Consider the following 17,871-nt stretch of genomic DNA (forward strand, 5'->3'; position numbering starts at 1 on the left):
CTTTGAATATTCAAACATATAATTAAGAACAATATCTTTGAACTTATAATCTAATAAAAATTTAACAGCAAGGAATAAATAAACATTTAAAATATAAAGGCAATTATTGATATAAAAATAAAGGCGAAAGATTATCTTAAAGAATTAAATGAAATTATAATGAAAAGATGATATACTAATAATATTTAGTATATGTAGTAGAGTGTTATATATTTTAATATACAGAGAGGAACTTTTATGGGAATATTATTAAATCGTTTGCTAATAATGCTAAATGATAGTGATCCAAAATCAACGGAATATCATATTGCGTTTATATTGATTATGAATTTCTATTATTTATCTGATATGTCTATTAATGAGGTGGCTCAGTTGTGTAGTGTTTCGAAATCTACAATTTCAAAATTTATTAGAATCATTGATTTTGAGGATTATGCTAGTTTCAAATCAGCAGCTACATTTAAGGAAAATAAGTATGGATTTACTTTGAATTATAACCAGAATATTGCAGAGTATATTGAGGAAAATGGAATGGATTCTTATTTAGAAATTATACATAAAGATATTGATAAATGTAAAGAAACAATTGATATAAATAAAATAAATGAATTAGCAAACGACTTAATTCAATACAAAAAAGTAGCAAGTTTTGGATTACTATTTTCTGAGATTGCAGCAATAGATTTACAAACTAAATTAGCTTATAACGGCAAGTTTATAATTACTAATCTAAATGATGTGAAGCAAGATGAATTTATACGTGATGCCAAAGAAGACACTTTAATAATAATATTTTCAAATTCGGGAAGTTATATGAAAAGATATCAAATGTCTGAATTTCAAGATACAAAGAATTTTTTAAAAACTAAAGCAAAAATTGTTCTGGTTACATCTAATAAGGAAATGGAAAGATTTGAGAAGGTAGACTTATGTATCAGTTTCAACCATATGACTAATGTGCAAACTCACTCGATTATGTTTCAAATAATTAATGATTATATTACTAATAGATATAGACAATTAACTCGTAAATAAAATAAAGAATAAATTACAGATTCCTTATAAAAAAGTTACTGTAATTTATTTTTTTTATTATAGTTTCCAAATTGCGAACTTTTTTTTAGTTGCTAAATTTGATGTTATAATCAAAGTACATTAATGAACTAATATTTTAATTCATTTGGCCAAAGAGAATAATAGGGTTCTTAATTAAATATAATAAAATTTATATGGTATTGGAGGAAATAATTATGGCTAAAAAGAATTATGAAGATTTAGCAAAGCAAATTATTAAAAGTGTTGGTGGGACTGAAAACGTTTCTGGTCTGACACATTGTGTAACACGCTTGAGATTTAAATTAATGGATAATTCAAAGGCTGATAAAGATAAAATAAAAAAATTAAGTGGAGTTTTATCTGTTGTAGAAGGAAATGGACAGTTTCAAGTTGTTATTGGAAATGAAGTTACAGAAGTATTTGATACAGTTTTAAGCTTATATCCAATTAAAACTGAAGGCGGAAATGTACAAACAGAGGAAAAGCCGAGTGGAAATGCCTTTACCAGTGCATTAAATATAATGGCAGCTATTATAAATCCAATAGTTATAGCCCTTGCGGGTGCAGGTATGGTAAAAGCACTTCTTGTGCTTTTGACTACTACATTTAACGTAATGGATCCGAATGGAAGCACTTATATGATATTATCAGCTGCTGGAAATAGTGTATTCTATTTCTTACCTCTATTCTTAGCAGTTACATCAGCCAATACTTTCAAATGTAATCCTTTTATTTCATTGGCAATCGTAGGTGCTCTACTAGAGCCTAAATTTACAGGGCTCATGAAAGCTGCTGGAGATGTTACGGGTTTTATGGGAATACCAGTTGTATTAATGAATTACTCAAGTACATTAGTTCCAGCTATTTTAGCAGTTTTGGTTTATTCTAAACTAGAAAAATTATTGAAAAAATTTATTCCTAAGAGTATAGAGCTTTTCGCACTTTCTTTTGTAGCATTGCTTATTATGGTGCCACTAACTGTTATTGTAATTGGACCAATAGGTGTTTATATAGCAAATTTTGTTGCATATGTAGTTAATACTTTAAGTATTACTAGTGGGCTTATAGCAGGTGCAGTAATTGGTGCAACTTGGACATTATTAGTAATGTTTGGGGTACACTGGGGAGTTGTTCCAGTTATGCTTAATAATTTTGCTAAGCAAGGTTTTGATTATGTTCGCCCGATGGTTGCAGCAGCCACATTTGCAAGCGCTGGTGCAGCATTTGGTGCATTTTTAAAATTTAAAAAGAAGAAAAACAAAGCATTTGCATTATCAACATTACTTCCATCTTTACTTGGCGGTGTTACAGAACCAATCGTATATGGAATTTCAATAAAATATAAGAAGCCATTTATTGCACAGATCATTGGAGGAGGTATTGCAGGAGCATTTATTGGAGCTATGCACACTAAAGCTATTGTATATGTATTTCCTGCATTAACAACTTTACCAGCTTTTATTGGGGACACATTTATTTATTATATAATTGGAATCTGTATAGCATTTTTTATTACTGCAGCTCTTACATATATATTAGGATTTGACGAGGAAATGGGAGAAGCAGAAGTTGAGAATGTGGCAATAAGTAAAGTTAAAGAGCTTGATTTAAGCGCTTGTGTTAAAGGAAAATTAATAAATTTAGAGGAAGTTAAAGATGAGGTTTTCTCATCAAAAGCAATGGGAGATGGAGTAGGAATAGTACCATCAGAGGGGATTTTATATGCACCAGCAAATGGTACTGCAGAGACTGTATTCCCTACAGGTCATGCAGTTGGAATAAAAACTGATAATGGAATTGAAATATTAATACATATTGGTATTAATACAGTTGATCTTAACGGAAAATATTTTGATATTTGTATAGAACAAGGACAAAGAGTGAGAAAAGGAGACATATTAGTAAAATTTGATATTGAGAAAATTAAAGAAGCTGGATATGATCTTACAACAATGATGTTAATTACTAATATGGACGAGGTTGAAGAAATAGACTTATTAGCAAAAGAAATTGTTACAAAAGATATGGAAGTATTGTCTGTAAGGAGGAAATAAGATGAAAAAAGATATATTCCCCAAAGGATTTTTATGGGGAGGTGCTACGGCTGCAAATCAATGTGAAGGAGCTTGGGATGTAGATGGAAAAGGTTTATCTGTAGCTGATTGTAGTACCTATAAAGAAAATGCTGATCCAGCAGATTACAAAGCACAGCATAATATCACAAGTGCTGATGTAGAAGAAGCTATGAAAAGCAAGGATATATTAAAATATGGGAAGCGTCATGGAATAGATTTTTATCATAGATATAAAGAAGATTTGGACTTATTTCAAGAAATGGGATTTAGAGTGCTTCGTGTTTCAATTCAATGGACTAGAATTTATCCAAATGGAATAGAAGATGAACCAAATGAAAAAGGACTTAAATATTATGAGGAAATGTTTATTGAAATGAAAAAAAGAGGTATAGAACCTTTAGTAACTCTTCATCATTATGAAATGCCAATATATTTATGTATTCAATATGGTGGGTGGTACCAAAGACCAGTAATTGATTTATTTATTCGATTTTGTAAAACAGTATTTAATCGTTATAAGGATTTGGTAAAGTATTGGCTAACATTTAATGAAATTGATAGTGTATTCCGTCATCCATTTACTACTGTTGGGATTATAGCTGATAGATATCCTGAAGGTAAATTAGAAGAGGTTATTTATCAAGCTGTTCATAATCAATTTGTAGCAAGTGCATTAGCAACTAAATATTTACATGAAATAATACCAAATGCACAAATGGGATGTATGTTAACAAGAACATTGACATATCCTGAAAACTGCCATCCGCAAAACATGTTATTAGCTTTGAAGGAAAATAGACAAAATTACTTCTATGCAGATGTACAAGTGCTTGGTGAATATCCAAAACATGTGAAAAATTATTGGAAGAGAAATAATATTAGTATAGAAATTACCCAAGGAGATGAAGAAATAATTAAATGCTATCCGGCAGATTTTGTATCCTTTAGTTATTATATGAGTAGAGTTGCAAGTAAGGATGAAGACCAAAAAGAGAAGGTAAGTGGAAATCTTACTAGTGGCGTAAAAAATCCGTATCTTGAAACAACAGAATGGAACTGGCAGATTGACCCTACAGGTCTCCATATATCTTTAATCGATTTATATGATAGATACCATAAGCCTTTGTTTATCGTAGAAAATGGTATTGGATGTAAAGATAAAGTTGAAGATGATGGAAATATTATTGATGATTACAGAATTAAATATTTTAGAGAACATATAAAAGCTATTGCATCTGCAATTAAAGACGGAGTTGAAGTTATGGGATATACTCCATGGGGGTGTATTGATATGGTAAGTATGTCAACGTGTCAAATGAGCAAGAGATATGGATTTATATATGTAGATGTTGATGATCTTGGAAATGGAACTTATGAAAGAAAGAAAAAGAAATCTTTTGAATGGTATAAAAAAGTAATTGAAACAAATGGGCAAGATTTAGACTAATAGAAATCTTAAATTACAGCTATGGAATTTATTACATGCTATTTTAAGAAGACAGTATATCATTCTAAAAAAATGGAGGTTTAAAATAATTTGAGTCTATGAAAACTTCATGAAGATCATATAATTATTATTGAATTATGGAGTATTAACTATGTTTTTATCTAAAGATGAATTATTAAAATTAAGTTTAAATAAATCAGATATAAAAATATCTTTGAAAACATAAAAACTAAACCTTAAAAGGTTTAGTTTGAGCCTTATTCAATCAGATGTTGAAGTTGAGAAGAGGATAATCTAAGTATGAAAATAGAATATGGAATATCCAAATGAAGAATGCATTCATTTAGTGGTATAATAAATTCTAATGTATTTAAAGATTTCTTTTGAGTTTGTTCAGGTGGATTCGTAATGGCCATACTGAATAAACTCTCTTTTAATTTTTTTATGACTTATTAATATTAGAATCTTTGAAAGAAGGAATATTAAAAATTAGAATAGCTATAATTAAAAAACCAAATAAGATCTAGAGTTTTTATTACTAAATTTAGTCTAAATAAAATCATTGTAATTTGTCAGTAGATAAGTATCTAACTAGATATCAGATGTGATTTAAATTATAATATAAATAAATTGCTTTAAATTTATTTATTGGGGTGCGAATGAGATGTTAAGAAAAGATATAATAAATGCGTATGTATATGAAGTATGCAAAGGCTTCAAAAAGGAAGATATCACTAGTAATTCTAATATAGGTGTTACAGCACAAGAGATAGCAAATGAGCTAAATATATATAGAAATAATGTATCATCAGATTTAAATAAATTATTTGATGAAGAAATTCTTATAAAAATAAAAGGAAAACCCACAAAATTTTTCTCAAAAGAAATTTTAGAGAATTTATTATCAGTTAGCATTCAAGGGCCTTTAGAGTTTAATTCGTTATTTGATATTATAAATGTAACCAAGAAAAGTGAAGTAAGTTTTGTAGAAGAAAACCCTTTTAGTAAACTTACAGGTTTTGATGAAAGCCTTAAATCAATTATTAAATTGGGAAAGGCAGCGGTTTTATATCCCCCAAATGGACTTCATACTATAATTTTAGGTGATTCAGGTGTTGGAAAAAGCTATTTTGCAGAACTTATGTATGAGTTTGGCATTAAAGAAAATGTATTTAGTAATTCTTCAAATTTCATTGTTTTTAATTGTGCAGATTATGCAAGCAATCCACAACTGCTAATAGCCCATCTCTTTGGAAGTAAAAAAGGTGCTTATACAGGAGCTGATACAGATAAAATAGGTCTAATAGAGAAAGCAGATGGTGGAGTATTATTTCTAGATGAAATACACAGATTACCACCAGAAGGACAAGAAATGCTATTTTTATTTATTGATAAAAAAGTTTATAGTAGACTTGGAGAAGTAGATAAAAAAAGAAGTGCAAGTGTTTTTATAATAGCAGCTACAACAGAAAGTCCAAAGTCTAGCCTGCTAACAACTTTTATGAGACGCATACCAATGACAATTGTTATACCGAGTTTGAAGGAAAGAACTTTAAATGAAAAAATAAAAATTGTTGAGGATTTTTATAGAACTGAATCAAAAAATATTAATCATGAAATAATAGTAACTAAAAAGGTACTTTTTAATCTAATAACATATAATCCGCCAGGAAATATTGGACAATTAAAGAGTGATATTCAGCTTTCAGTTGCTCGTGCATTTCTTGAAAGTAAAATAAATAAAAATAAAGAAGTTAAGATAGATGTTGATTATTTACCCAATTATACATCTAAGGGAATTTTGGAATTAAACAAAGAAACACGAAAACAGCTAGAATTTTTATTAAATGAGGAAGAATATTCATTTTCTCAGAGCAATGGCAAGATAACAGAAAATATACAACCTACTTATGATTTTATAACTTATTATAAAGAGCGTTTAGATGCTAATGCAGAAAGTTTAACCATTCAACAATTGTTTAATGATTATACACAAAAAATATCTAAAAATATGACTCTAAGCAATAACTATCCAATGTTTTATACAGATGAAACAAAAGAAATAATATCTATATTATCAGATGTACTATATGAAGAATTAAATCTTATAATTGATAAAAGCACTTCAATAGCATTAGCTCTTTACTTAAGTAATTTAGAAGAAAGTGATAGAGATAATTTACACAACAATAAATATAGTTTACGTAATTACGACATTCCGGATAATGTATATAAGGCAACTAAAAAAATAATACAAATTCTAGAAAAAAGATTTAATATATATTGCCCAGCAAATGAAATTGTAACACTAGGAAGCATTATAAATTCTTTTAAAAGTAAGAAAGAAAATAAATCAGTAAAGATATTTGTTGTGGCACATGGAGAATCATTAGCAACAAATATTGCTGATGTTGTAAACGAACTTCTTGATATAAGTTACGTTATTCCAGTAGATATGTCGTTAAATGAACGACCAGAAACTGTAATAGATAGTTTAATTGAGAAAATAAATGAGACTGTTGATGAAAATGGTGCAATTTTATTCGTTGACATGGGTTCATTAGCTAATGTTGAAAGTGTTTTGAGAGAGAGAACAGTTAAAAATTTAGTTGCATTAGAATCGATTAATACTTTATTAATATTAGAAGCAACAAGAAAAGCAATATTTTTAAGAAAAGATATTAATGATATATTAAACGATTTATTATTATTAAATAATAAATTAACACAAAGATTTAATAAAAATATAGAAAGACGATTATCATTAACTAAAAAAAGAGTTATTTATACTGTGTGTCTTTCGGGTGAAGGAATTGCTTTTTATCTAGAAAAAAATATAAAACATATCTTAAAAGAATTGAATATTTATGATGTTGAGGTTATTCCTATTAGTAGCCTTAATTGCAATCAACTGAACTCTATTATAGATCAAACATCGAATGATAAAGAAGTAGTATCAATTGTTGGAAGCGTTGATCCGATGATTGAAGGTATAAGCTTTATTTCACTAGAAGAAATTCTTTTGAGTAACGGAATAAATAAAATATTAACACAGTTAGGACTGAGCACTGAAATAGAAAGAAAAGTAGAAGTATCTAGTTTTAATAGGTCAATTATATTAGATGTAGGGTGTGAAACAGTAGATAAATACCTAGTTTTCTTATCGGCAGAAAAGGTAGCATCTTCGATTTTAAGTTTTATAGATACATTAGAGGAAGAGTTAAATATTATGCTGAGCAATACTTCAATACTAAAACTGTTTATACATATGAGTTGCATGATTGAACGTATTTTGTTTAAAGAGAATACTTTAAGAGGGATGAAAATAGATGATGTTAATATGGCAAATAAAATAAAAAATATGCTATCAAGTATAGAAGTGTTGTTTAATATAGAAATAAAAGACGATGAAATATATTATATTTCGGAAATAATAAAAGATAACATTAAAGAAATATGAGTGTTAATTTGTTAGCATTATTAAAATATAAAATAAGTCTTGTTAAGTATGAATTAGTATTAATTATATATTGATGAGTATTAATGAGTATTAAAAAGAAGAAATCAAAAAAAGATTTCTTTTTTTTATTTAAAAAACATTTGTATTAATTCGTATTTAAATACAGTAATATTCATGTTTTTTAATAAAATTATTTAATTTGCAAGAAATGCTTTTAATAAAGTAAACGAATAATACTATCATTGGCATAAGAGTTGCTTTATATATTGATGAAGAAAAGATTTAAAAGATTAATATTATAAGAGAATCTGATCAAGGTACATAATCTTAACTCAAAATATTAAGTAGAAAAGGAAGTGTAAAATATGAGCAATGAGGTAGCAATAATCTTAGTAAGCCATGGATATTATGCTAAAAGTGCCATGGAAAGTGCAGAAATGATTGCAGGAAAACAAAGTAATTATGCAGTAGTAGCAGTGATACCAGGAAAAAATTTAAATGATATAACAAAAGAAATCAGTGAAGAATATGAAAAACTCAATAGGGAAAATGGGGTTGTAATTCTTTGTGATATTTTTGGTGGGACTCCGAGCAATGCTTGTGCTGCAGTCTTAATTGAAAGTCAAGAAAAAGATAATATTATAGCATTTACAGGATTTAATTTACAGATATTAATAGAAATATTAATGAATAGAAAATGCGATTTAAAAGAATTAAACGATATTATTAAAAATGAATTTCCAGAATCGTGGAGTTGTTTGAATGATAAATTATTAAATTAAAATCAAGGAGGAATAAATATGGCAATAGAATTTATTAGGATTGATGACAGATTAATACATGGACAAGTGGTAACCACTTGGGTAAAAGAACTTAATATTGAACAGATAATAATAATAAATAATGAAATTGCAAAAGATCAGGTTCAAAAATCAGTTTTTGCGATGATGGCACCACATAATGTTAAAATAGGAGTATTTGGAGTTGACCAATTTTCTGAAATAATAAAAACTAATCCAATTAAGCGTAGAACTTTGTTACTTTTAACTAATCCAATAGATGTATTACATTTGGTTGAAGGGGGGTGTGAAATCTGTGAATTAAATTTGGGTGGAATGAAATTTGGACAGAACAGAAGACAAATCACAAAAGCTGTATCGATTAATTCAGAAGAAGAAAATGCACTTAAAAAATTAATAGAAAAGAACTTGAAAATTACAGTTCAAATGATACCAAGCGAACAAGCTATTGATATTAAAAAATTAATATAGAAAGGAATTGATTTATTATGTTGATTCAAGCAATTTTACTAGCAATATGGGCAGGTATTTGTTTCTTAGATGAAAGAACTACGTGGACTGGTATTCATAAACCATTAATAGCAGGAGCAATTACAGGTTTAATACTAGGAGATGTAAGACAAGGATTAATAATTGGAGGTACATTGGAAATAATGTGGCTTGGGACTGCGTCAGTGGGAGCATATATTCCTCCCAATGTTACAGCAGGTTCAATTATAGGGACTGCAATTGGAATAATATCAGGTGGTGGAATTGCATCAGGAATTGCGATAGCAATACCGACTTCTATAGTATGTCAACAAATACTTATGTTGGCTCAAACAATTAGTATAGCAATAATTCATAGAGCAGATAAAGTTGCCGAAACAGGAGATTTTGATAAAGTTGCAAGACTACACTATCTAGCAGCACCATTATATTTTTTAGCGGGTTTTGTTCCAGTATTTATTACTATATTTATTGGAGGACAAGCAGCACAGCAAATAATTAATTATATACCTAAAAGTATAATGAATGGATTAACAGTTGCATCAGGAATCATTCCAGCTGTAGGAATGGGAATGTTGCTAATGATGATGATGAAACGCGATTTATGGATTTTCTTAGTTTTAGGTTTTGCATTAGCTGCATATTTGAAGTTACCAATTTTATCACTAGCTTTAATAGGAATACCATTTGCATTTATTTATAATATGTTAAAAAATAATAGAGATTACAGCAATACAGTTGCTAATAATACAATAGTTGAAGATGGAAATGGAGGCTTTGATTTATAATGGATAATGAAAAAGTAACAAAAAAAGATTTATTAAAAGCATTTGTTAGATCTAATTTTTATATGCTTTCTTCTAACTTTGAGCGTATGCAGGCCTTAGGGGTTTATTATTCAATAACTCCATTATTAAAAAAACTATATAAGAATAAATCTAAAGAAGAAAAGGTAGCAGCAATTAAAAGGCATTTAGAGTTTTTTAATACAAATCCATATGTATACGGACCTATTTTAGGGATAACTATGGCAATGGAAGAATCAACAACTGAGAGTGAAAAATCATCCGTTACATCAATAAAAACAGGATTAATGGGACCTTTAGCTGGGGTTGGAGATAGCTTATTAGCGTTAACGCTGTACCCTATAATAGCCAGCATAGGAGCTTCACTAGCTATTAGTGGGAACGTCCTTGGTCCAATATTATTCTTTGTGATCTTTAATGCGATAATTTATTCTATTAAATATTCTGGATTAATGGCTGGATATAAGAAAGGTACATCATTGTTTAATTCAAATGATGGAAGTAATATGATACAGAGCATAACAAATATAGCAAGCGTTATAGGAATGATGGTTATAGGAGCAATTATAGTATCATCTGTAAAAATAAATAGTCCAATACAATTTACAGTAGGGGAATCTACTTTGAAAATTCAGACAATGCTTGATCAAATAATGCCAAATTTACTACCACTTGTAGTTACAATAATATCATATTTCTTGTTAAGAAAAGGGAAGGGCAAAAACGCAGTATTTGTTATTTTAGGGGTATTGGTAGTATCAGTAATACTTTCAATGCTTGGAATATTAGCTTAAAAAATTTAAGAACTCAGCCTTTAAAGGTGAGTTCTTAAATTTTGATATATGTGTTGCAATAATAAAATCACATTCAAAAAGTTTGTATATTAGGAACATGCTTAGATATAGAATGTAGAAAACTAATGGCAATATATAAATTAAATAAAAAGACTGATATAGTAGGAGGATCACCCTATTTGTCCATGGATGAAAATTAGCACTAAATAAAAAGTAGGCGAAAATATGAAATATAAAATATTAGCAATAGATTTAGATGGGACAACATTAAATGATAAAGGAATAATATGTGAAAAAAATATAATTAGTCTAATGAGCTTTCAAAGATTGGGAGGTAAAGTAGTAGTTTGTTCAGGTAGAAATGTTTCATCTATTAAAGGAATCTTTAAAGGAAAAATAAACGATATAAGCATAGTAGCGTTAAATGGTAGTATTGCCTTAAATAATAAAAATGAAGAAATTTTTATAAGTCCATTGAATAATAGAGATGTAATTAAAGTTATTAATTTACTAAGAAAAAAATATCCTACAATATATTATCATTTTTTATGTGAAGATATGGTTTTCTCGGAATTTATTAATGATATTGACAAAAGAAAATTAAAAAACAATATTATAAGCTGTAAAGAATATTTTACATCACACAAAATAATTAATAATTCTATAGCATATATAGAAAAAAGAAGTTGCCGTATACTAAAATTTGATATTTGTAATGAAAATATATTTATACTAAATGATATAAAAAATGAATTAAAAGATTTAGAAGATATTGAAATATGTAATTCAGAAATATGGAATATTGAAATTACAAAAAAGGGGGTTAACAAAGGAGAAGCTCTGAAAAAATTAGCAAGGCATTATAAGCTCAGTTTAAATGATTGTATTTCAATTGGAAATAGTATGAATGATGCTAAAATGCTTGAAAAATCTAGAGTTGGAATAGCAACTAGAAATGCTGAAGAACAGCTGAAAAGAATAGCAAATTATGTGACTGAAAATGATAATAATAATAGCGTCTTAGAAGAGATTTTTTATAAATTTATTATATAAATAATGGTAAGAGGAGAATTATAAAAATATGAATATGAACAATATTAAAATTAATTATCAGGATTCATGTATAAATATAGATTCTAATTCATTAATAATAAGCTGGATTGTTGACAGTAAGCAAACAAATTATGAGATTACAATAGAAAATAAGAATATTATTATTTATGAAAGCAAAAAAATAAATTCATCTGAAAATATAGTTTATATAAAAGATTTAGATTTAAAGCCAGAGACAGAATATATTGTGACAATAAAACTATGGAATGAATTTGATAGCTGCATTAAAAGTGAGCAATTTAGAACATCAATATTTGGTGATTTTATTGGTAAATGGATATCAAATGGAGAAAGGTTAGGAAATGAGATTGATTATTATAAAGACAATAGAAATTGCTTAATAAGGAAGAACTTTAATATAACTGATGAAATACATGAAGCATTTTTGTATATTGTTGGATTGGGATATTATAATGTCTATATAAATGGTAGAAAAGTTGGAAAAGCGGTACTGAACACTGATTGGACCAAGTATTCTAAAGAAATATATTACGATGTGTATGAAGTTAGTCAATTTTTAAACAAGGGTGACAATATTATTTCAGTTGAATTAGGTAATGGATGGTATAATCCAGCACCATTAAAATTATTTGGTAAGTATAATCTTAGAAGTGTGTTAGATATAGGAGAACCTAAACTAATAGCTGATTTAAAAATAAATATAAATAGCAATAAAAGGATGATTATATCAACAGATGAGTCATGGGAAGTATCTAAGGGTTCATATCTTTTTAATAATATATATTTAGGTGAAAGATTTGATTCTAGATTGTTTAATGAAACTTGGAATAGTCCTAATTCAAAGAATATGAATTGGGAAAAGGCTATATTAGCTACATCACCAGGTGGAAAATTGAGCGCTAGTTTTATTGAAAAAATTGAAGAAATTAAAATTGTTCCAGCAAAAAGTATAATAGTAAAAGAAAAGAAAAAGGTACTAATTGATTTTGGAGAAACAATAGAAGGATTTATTGATATAAGTCTGATTGGAGAGTGTGGACAAGAAGTAAAACTAATATATGCAGAAAATTTAAATAAAAATGGAACTGTAAATGTAGTTTCCACTCTTGCAGGATCGGTTGGAAATGCACCTAATGGTAATCGAATAGACGGTGGACCTGGGGCACCTGAAATTGCAAAACAAATGGATATATGTATTTTGAGCGATGCTGAAACACGCTATGTAAATAAATTTACCTACCATTCATTTAGATATGTAGAAATTCATGGTATTGAGAAAGAAAATATTAATGATATTAAAGCTATATATGTTTATACAAATTTAGAAGAGTCAGGTTCCTTTAAGTGTTCAAATGAATTCTTAAATAAGTTATATGATGTGGGTAAGAACACCAAGCTTAATAACATACATTCAATTTTTGAAGATTGTGCAAGAGAGAGATTGGGTTATGGTGGAGACATGGTATGTTTAGCAACTTCCCAAATATTTATGTTTAATACAGAAAAATTATATGAAAAAGTAATAAAAGACTTTAGGTATGACATAAGAGAAAATGGTGGAGTTACAGAAACAGCACCATTTATAGGAATAAAGACTAATGGAACAGGGGATGGAGCAGGTCCATTAGGCTGGCAATTAGTATATTCATATATGGCTAATAAATTATATCAATATTATGGGAATGTAAGAATTTTAGAAAGTGAATATAAATATATAAAAAGCCAAGTAGATTATCTAATGGGAATAGGTTTTAAAAAGTTATCAAAATGTTGTTTAGGTGATTGGGGCAGTGCAGAAGCTAAAGAAGGCCCTTATAGAAAGATATCGCCTGCTTGGGAATTTACTACAAGCTGCTTTTACTATTATCATATAGAATTACTATCTAAATTTGCAAAGATAATTGGTAATGAAGATGATTACTTCAAATATAGGCGTAAAGTAGATGAAGTAAAAAAATTAATTATCAGCACATATAAAAATGAAGATGGTTCTTATTCAGATAAAAGCCAAACAAGCTATGCATTTGCATTATTTTTTGATTTAGATGATGAGCCTCAAAAGCTTGCTAAGGAATTCGCAGATAAGATAGCAAATAATAGTTATAATATAACCTGCGGCATTTTTGGAATGTTTATGACTTATGAGGTTCTTAATAAATATAATCACCAAGATGTCATTTATAAATACTTAAATAAAAGAGAGAGAAGCACTTTCTATAATATTTTGAAAAAAGGACAAAGTACTTTGAATGAGTTTATTAATGGAGGAGATGATATTTACACAGGAGATGGAGCAAGCAACCACGCTATGTATAGTTCTTATATGCAATGGCTTTATGAAGGATTGGCGGGAATAAATATTTCAAAAAATTCTTATGGAGCAAATGAAATATTCATAAAACCATACTTTGAAAAGGATATAGATTTTGTTCAATGTAGGTATAAGTCCATAAAAGGAGATATAATAAGTGATTGGAAAAGAGATGAAGATAACATTTTGTTGCATATTGAAATACCTAGCAATTTGAAAGCATGTTTATTAATCTTAGATAAAAGATATAAGAATTGCTTACAAGAATATATAGTAGAAAAAGAAGATGAAAGTTATGTTTATATTGATATAACCTCTTGGAATGGTGAAATTAATCTAAAATTAACGTGAATTAAAAAAACAAAATAATTAACGGATAAATATGGATTCGAAAAATGCAAAAAGTATTCTCGTAAATCCGAGGCATATTTTTTCTACTAAACTAGAATTAAAAGGAACTAAGAAACTAAAATTGCTGTAGCGAAAAATATAAGTATAAATGAAAAACAAAATGTATTAGCAGATTTTTATAATAAAAAATTAAATAATTACCTATTAAATTATAATGATTAATATGAAATGGATATAATACTAGATAATAGATTTTATTTCTATATATTCTAAATATTCTAATTAATATGCAATGGAATTTCAAATGTTAAATAATTGAATTTTGTTTTATATAATATAATCAAAGATCTTTGAATTGGTTATGAAATATATTACTTATGGATATTTTAATAATTTAAATTGTAGAATATTATTAAAAAATAAAACTAAATGGGGAGGAATATGATAAAAAAATTTTATCATAGATAGTAATAGGTTATTAACTAATGATGAATTGATAAGTAGTAGAACATATACAAGATTTATTGATTTTTTAAGTCACAAGAATAATTACATTGAATTTAATTATGCTTATTTGATTGCAAATAATGATAATAAATAAAACAAGCTATGTTATTAAAGAAAGCTCATACATAAATTATAATATAACCATAGTGTGTTAAATAAAAAAACGAGAGGAAATCCAAGAGATGCAAGTATAAAAGAAATATTTGAGATTTATAGAAAGACTTTTATAAGATAAACAACAGCTTGTGACTGAGCTAATAAATGAACTTACCTTTATCACCGAAACTGATTATTATATTGAAAATTTTGCTGCACTTATAGTTGAAGTAAACAAGATTTATCTGATAAGAATTAGTTAACTTCAACTTATAATGCTAGGATATTGAAGTAATCTATATATACCACAAATCAGTTTTGGATTTTGATGAATTTTAAGTTGAATCCCTAAAAGCTATAAATAGATATTGGAAATAGTGTTTTTAATAAAAATCAGGTAAGAGAAATTTATCGTAACTATTTTATTAAATAACTACGATAAATTTTCAAAACGGTCAAAGCATATGTATTTCGTTATATTGTATGGCTTACTAATATTTAAGCGATGAAAAGAAATAGTAGTAAACATATAATGGTTCTACCGCATCAATAACATATATATTACATTCCTATACTAACTTAGTCGCTGCTATTTTAAATTATTTGTCATAACTACTTTATTAGGAGGAGCTTACTCTATATACTATATTTAAACTAATTATTTGTCCGACAGTGGCTTTTATATCTTTTAAAGCCACTGTCTTTTTTCATTGAAATGGCAGCAGTTTCTCATTCTCTATTACCAATAACAACAATTATAGGACGGTAACAAAATAAAGAGGTTGCTGTTATGAAATCAAAGAATACAAATCTTACCATCATGAACAATGTAATTTCCTAAAAAAGTTTATCTTAATTCAGAGATAGTCAAGATATGATTTAGGTAGAATTATGCTGAAGAAAAATAAATATGCTTATTTAAAGGCCTACATGGATAATTATGTCCGTTCGGGCTTTTTTTATTTTTAAAAAATTTTTCTCAAATAGTAAGATTTTTTGCAACAAGTATCAGCCTCGTGGTGAGAGTCAGTATAAGAGAGAGAATGAGAAATAAATTTTCTTATTTCTCACTGGCTGTGTGAAAGGAGGTGATACTCTATGAAAACATCTTTGTTAAACAAATTATCATTAAAAAAACTTGATAATCGAATGCAGTATGACTTTCAGAGAACTATTCAATTCCAATTTGATTATATAGCAAGAAAAACTATGATACGTACTCAAAGTAATTGCTGCCGTTCTATTGGTAGACGTAGCAAGCATGAATATTTGTTTTCTGAAATATCAGATTTAGAATTGAATAGACTGCAAACTTTTGATACATACAATTTGGACAATAACATGTATGAAATCTTGTCATTGGATGTAGAAGTTAGTGACTGTAAAATTGCAAAAGCACTAGATATTTTGTCAAAACGTAAACGTGACATCATTCTGATGTTTTATTATCTGGAAATGTCAGATGAAGAAATCTCAGAAGAGTTGGATGTAAATCGTAGTACGGTATATCGTAACCGAACTAATGCATTAGAAATTATAAAAAAACTATTAGAGGAGGAGTTATGAAAAAAGCAAAGAAGTTGATTCCCTTTTATATCATAAAAGCAGCAAATGAGGGTGATGTTGTAGCAATTCAGTATATATTGAAGCATTACAATGGCTATATAGCCAAACTTTCTACAAAAGTACTTACTGATGAATATAGTAATAGATATTACTTTGTGGACAAGACTATACAAGAAGAGCTTACTGCTGCCTTACTGCAAATGATTTTAAAATTTAGAATATAGTATTCATTCTTATGGGGCACAGGGCAAAATACCCAGCGCCCTAGTTTAGACTTGTCATTCTATCAAAGCATATTATCTATTCAGTATGCCCTGACAGGCTGACAAAGCCTATTTTTGATCTTTGATAAAGAAAACACCTCTGCGGTGTAGTTATATAAAGCAATCGGATACGTTCAATATGTAGAGAGCCAGCAGGCTGTAACGCCATGACCAATGAAAGAAATATAAAAAGTGAGCGACAATGACAGAGATCTGCAAGTAGCCTGTGGTGAGGTTACTGCCATAACCTGCATATTGGAATAATGATACTCCCGTCTTGAACGTCTGCATGGCATTGGACGGTACACCCATAAGTATGGGATAAGGTGAAAGTCCTGTGGAGCTTGCCAGAGCCGTTCGATTTGCTGATTTTTAATAAAATAGATATTTAATTATATATTAAAAGGTTATTTGTTTAATAATATTCTGATATGCAATTAAATCATTTATGAAGGGATGCTTAACGTGATTATGGAGGTAAATATTAATAAAAACAATATATATTGCCTATTATTTAAAGAATATCCGGATGTAGTAAATATCAAGCAGATGTGTAAAATGCTTGGGGGAATAAGTACTAAAACTGGATATAGAATTTTGAAAGAAGATAAAATTAACTATTTTAAAATAGGAAGAGCATATAAAATCCCTAAAATTAGCATACTTATATATCTGAAATTAATACAGGAAGAAAGTATAAATTAATACTCATTCTAACGATTTAAATCATTGAAAACAGGAAGCGCATAGGATATAATGAAGGTGTCAATGGTAGG

At 28.0% G+C, this 17,871-nt stretch carries 13 protein-coding genes; all 13 read left to right on the forward strand.

What is annotated here, in order from left to right:
• Nucleotides 1-237 precede the first annotated feature (237 nt).
• The 13 genes from CDLVIII_RS13010 (at nucleotide 238) to CDLVIII_RS13070 (ending at nucleotide 17,800) form a co-directional block, all read left to right on the forward strand.
• Nucleotides 238-1,035: a MurR/RpiR family transcriptional regulator gene (locus CDLVIII_RS13010; protein ID WP_009169896.1), complete on the forward strand. Its 798-nt coding sequence runs from the start codon at nucleotides 238-240 to the stop codon at nucleotides 1,033-1,035.
• A gap of 215 nt (nucleotides 1,036-1,250) precedes the next feature.
• Complete coding sequence (locus tag CDLVIII_RS13015) at nucleotides 1,251-3,110, forward strand: beta-glucoside-specific PTS transporter subunit IIABC (RefSeq protein ID WP_009169897.1); 1,860 nt, start codon at nucleotides 1,251-1,253, stop codon at nucleotides 3,108-3,110.
• Between the two features lies 1 nt (nucleotide 3,111).
• Nucleotides 3,112-4,578: a family 1 glycosylhydrolase gene (locus CDLVIII_RS13020; RefSeq protein WP_009169898.1), complete on the forward strand. Its 1,467-nt coding sequence runs from the start codon at nucleotides 3,112-3,114 to the stop codon at nucleotides 4,576-4,578.
• A 664-nt stretch (nucleotides 4,579-5,242) separates the two neighbouring features.
• Entirely contained in the window at nucleotides 5,243-8,038 is a 2,796-nt protein-coding gene (locus CDLVIII_RS13025) for a sigma 54-interacting transcriptional regulator (RefSeq protein ID WP_009169899.1), read from the forward strand.
• Nucleotides 8,039-8,403: 365 nt separating this feature from the next.
• Complete coding sequence (locus CDLVIII_RS13030) at nucleotides 8,404-8,820, forward strand: PTS sugar transporter subunit IIA (protein ID WP_009169900.1); 417 nt, start codon at nucleotides 8,404-8,406, stop codon at nucleotides 8,818-8,820.
• Between the two features lie 18 nt (nucleotides 8,821-8,838).
• On the forward strand, nucleotides 8,839-9,309 hold the full coding sequence (locus CDLVIII_RS13035) for a PTS sugar transporter subunit IIB (protein ID WP_009169901.1): 471 nt from the start codon (nucleotides 8,839-8,841) through the stop codon (nucleotides 9,307-9,309).
• 17 nt (nucleotides 9,310-9,326) lie between these two features.
• Nucleotides 9,327-10,115 carry a PTS sugar transporter subunit IIC gene (locus tag CDLVIII_RS13040; protein WP_009169902.1) on the forward strand — a complete coding sequence of 263 codons (789 nt, stop codon included), beginning with the start codon at nucleotides 9,327-9,329 and terminating at the stop codon, nucleotides 10,113-10,115.
• Nucleotides 10,115-10,927: a PTS system mannose/fructose/sorbose family transporter subunit IID gene (locus CDLVIII_RS13045; protein ID WP_009169903.1), complete on the forward strand. Its 813-nt coding sequence runs from the start codon at nucleotides 10,115-10,117 to the stop codon at nucleotides 10,925-10,927. Before CDLVIII_RS13040 ends, CDLVIII_RS13045 begins: the two co-directional genes overlap by 1 nt.
• Nucleotides 10,928-11,152: 225 nt before the next feature.
• On the forward strand, nucleotides 11,153-11,980 hold the full coding sequence (locus tag CDLVIII_RS13050; protein ID WP_009169904.1) for a Cof-type HAD-IIB family hydrolase: 828 nt from the start codon (nucleotides 11,153-11,155) through the stop codon (nucleotides 11,978-11,980).
• A gap of 28 nt (nucleotides 11,981-12,008) precedes the next feature.
• Nucleotides 12,009-14,663: a family 78 glycoside hydrolase catalytic domain gene (locus CDLVIII_RS13055; protein ID WP_009169905.1), complete on the forward strand. Its 2,655-nt coding sequence runs from the start codon at nucleotides 12,009-12,011 to the stop codon at nucleotides 14,661-14,663.
• 1,701 nt (nucleotides 14,664-16,364) lie between these two features.
• Nucleotides 16,365-16,832: a sigma factor-like helix-turn-helix DNA-binding protein gene (locus CDLVIII_RS13060; RefSeq protein WP_009169906.1), complete on the forward strand. Its 468-nt coding sequence runs from the start codon at nucleotides 16,365-16,367 to the stop codon at nucleotides 16,830-16,832.
• A complete protein-coding gene (locus CDLVIII_RS13065) occupies nucleotides 16,829-17,056 on the forward strand; it encodes a helix-turn-helix domain-containing protein (RefSeq protein ID WP_009169907.1) in 228 nt (75 codons plus the stop codon). The genes CDLVIII_RS13060 and CDLVIII_RS13065 overlap by 4 nt, the downstream gene beginning before the upstream one ends.
• A gap of 510 nt (nucleotides 17,057-17,566) precedes the next feature.
• The gene (locus CDLVIII_RS13070) at nucleotides 17,567-17,800 is read left to right on the forward strand and encodes a helix-turn-helix domain-containing protein (protein WP_035301775.1); all 234 of its coding nucleotides are present in this window, start codon (nucleotides 17,567-17,569) and stop codon (nucleotides 17,798-17,800) included.
• Nucleotides 17,801-17,871 lie beyond the last annotated feature (71 nt).

Origin of the sequence: Clostridium sp. DL-VIII, assembly GCF_000230835.1 — a bacterium.
Classification (GTDB): Bacteria; Bacillota; Clostridia; order Clostridiales; family Clostridiaceae; genus Clostridium.

Excerpts from the sequence above, each read along its gene's own strand:
- CDLVIII_RS13030 (WP_009169900.1), top strand. The coding sequence starts at position 8,404 with ATGAGCAATGAGGTAGCAATAATCTTAGTAAGCCATGGATATTATGCT.
- CDLVIII_RS13040 (WP_009169902.1), top strand. The coding sequence starts at position 9,327 with ATGTTGATTCAAGCAATTTTACTAGCAATATGGGCAGGTATTTGTTTC.
- CDLVIII_RS13035 (WP_009169901.1), top strand. The coding sequence starts at position 8,839 with ATGGCAATAGAATTTATTAGGATTGATGACAGATTAATACATGGACAA.
- CDLVIII_RS13055 (WP_009169905.1), top strand. The coding sequence starts at position 12,009 with ATGAATATGAACAATATTAAAATTAATTATCAGGATTCATGTATAAAT.
- CDLVIII_RS13070 (WP_035301775.1), top strand. The coding sequence starts at position 17,567 with ATGGAGGTAAATATTAATAAAAACAATATATATTGCCTATTATTTAAA.
- CDLVIII_RS13065 (WP_009169907.1), top strand. The coding sequence starts at position 16,829 with ATGAAAAAAGCAAAGAAGTTGATTCCCTTTTATATCATAAAAGCAGCA.
- CDLVIII_RS13010 (WP_009169896.1), top strand. The coding sequence starts at position 238 with ATGGGAATATTATTAAATCGTTTGCTAATAATGCTAAATGATAGTGAT.
- CDLVIII_RS13050 (WP_009169904.1), top strand. The coding sequence starts at position 11,153 with ATGAAATATAAAATATTAGCAATAGATTTAGATGGGACAACATTAAAT.
- CDLVIII_RS13045 (WP_009169903.1), top strand. The coding sequence starts at position 10,115 with ATGGATAATGAAAAAGTAACAAAAAAAGATTTATTAAAAGCATTTGTT.
- CDLVIII_RS13025 (WP_009169899.1), top strand. The coding sequence starts at position 5,243 with ATGTTAAGAAAAGATATAATAAATGCGTATGTATATGAAGTATGCAAA.
- CDLVIII_RS13060 (WP_009169906.1), top strand. The coding sequence starts at position 16,365 with ATGAAAACATCTTTGTTAAACAAATTATCATTAAAAAAACTTGATAAT.
- CDLVIII_RS13020 (WP_009169898.1), top strand. The coding sequence starts at position 3,112 with ATGAAAAAAGATATATTCCCCAAAGGATTTTTATGGGGAGGTGCTACG.
- CDLVIII_RS13015 (WP_009169897.1), top strand. The coding sequence starts at position 1,251 with ATGGCTAAAAAGAATTATGAAGATTTAGCAAAGCAAATTATTAAAAGT.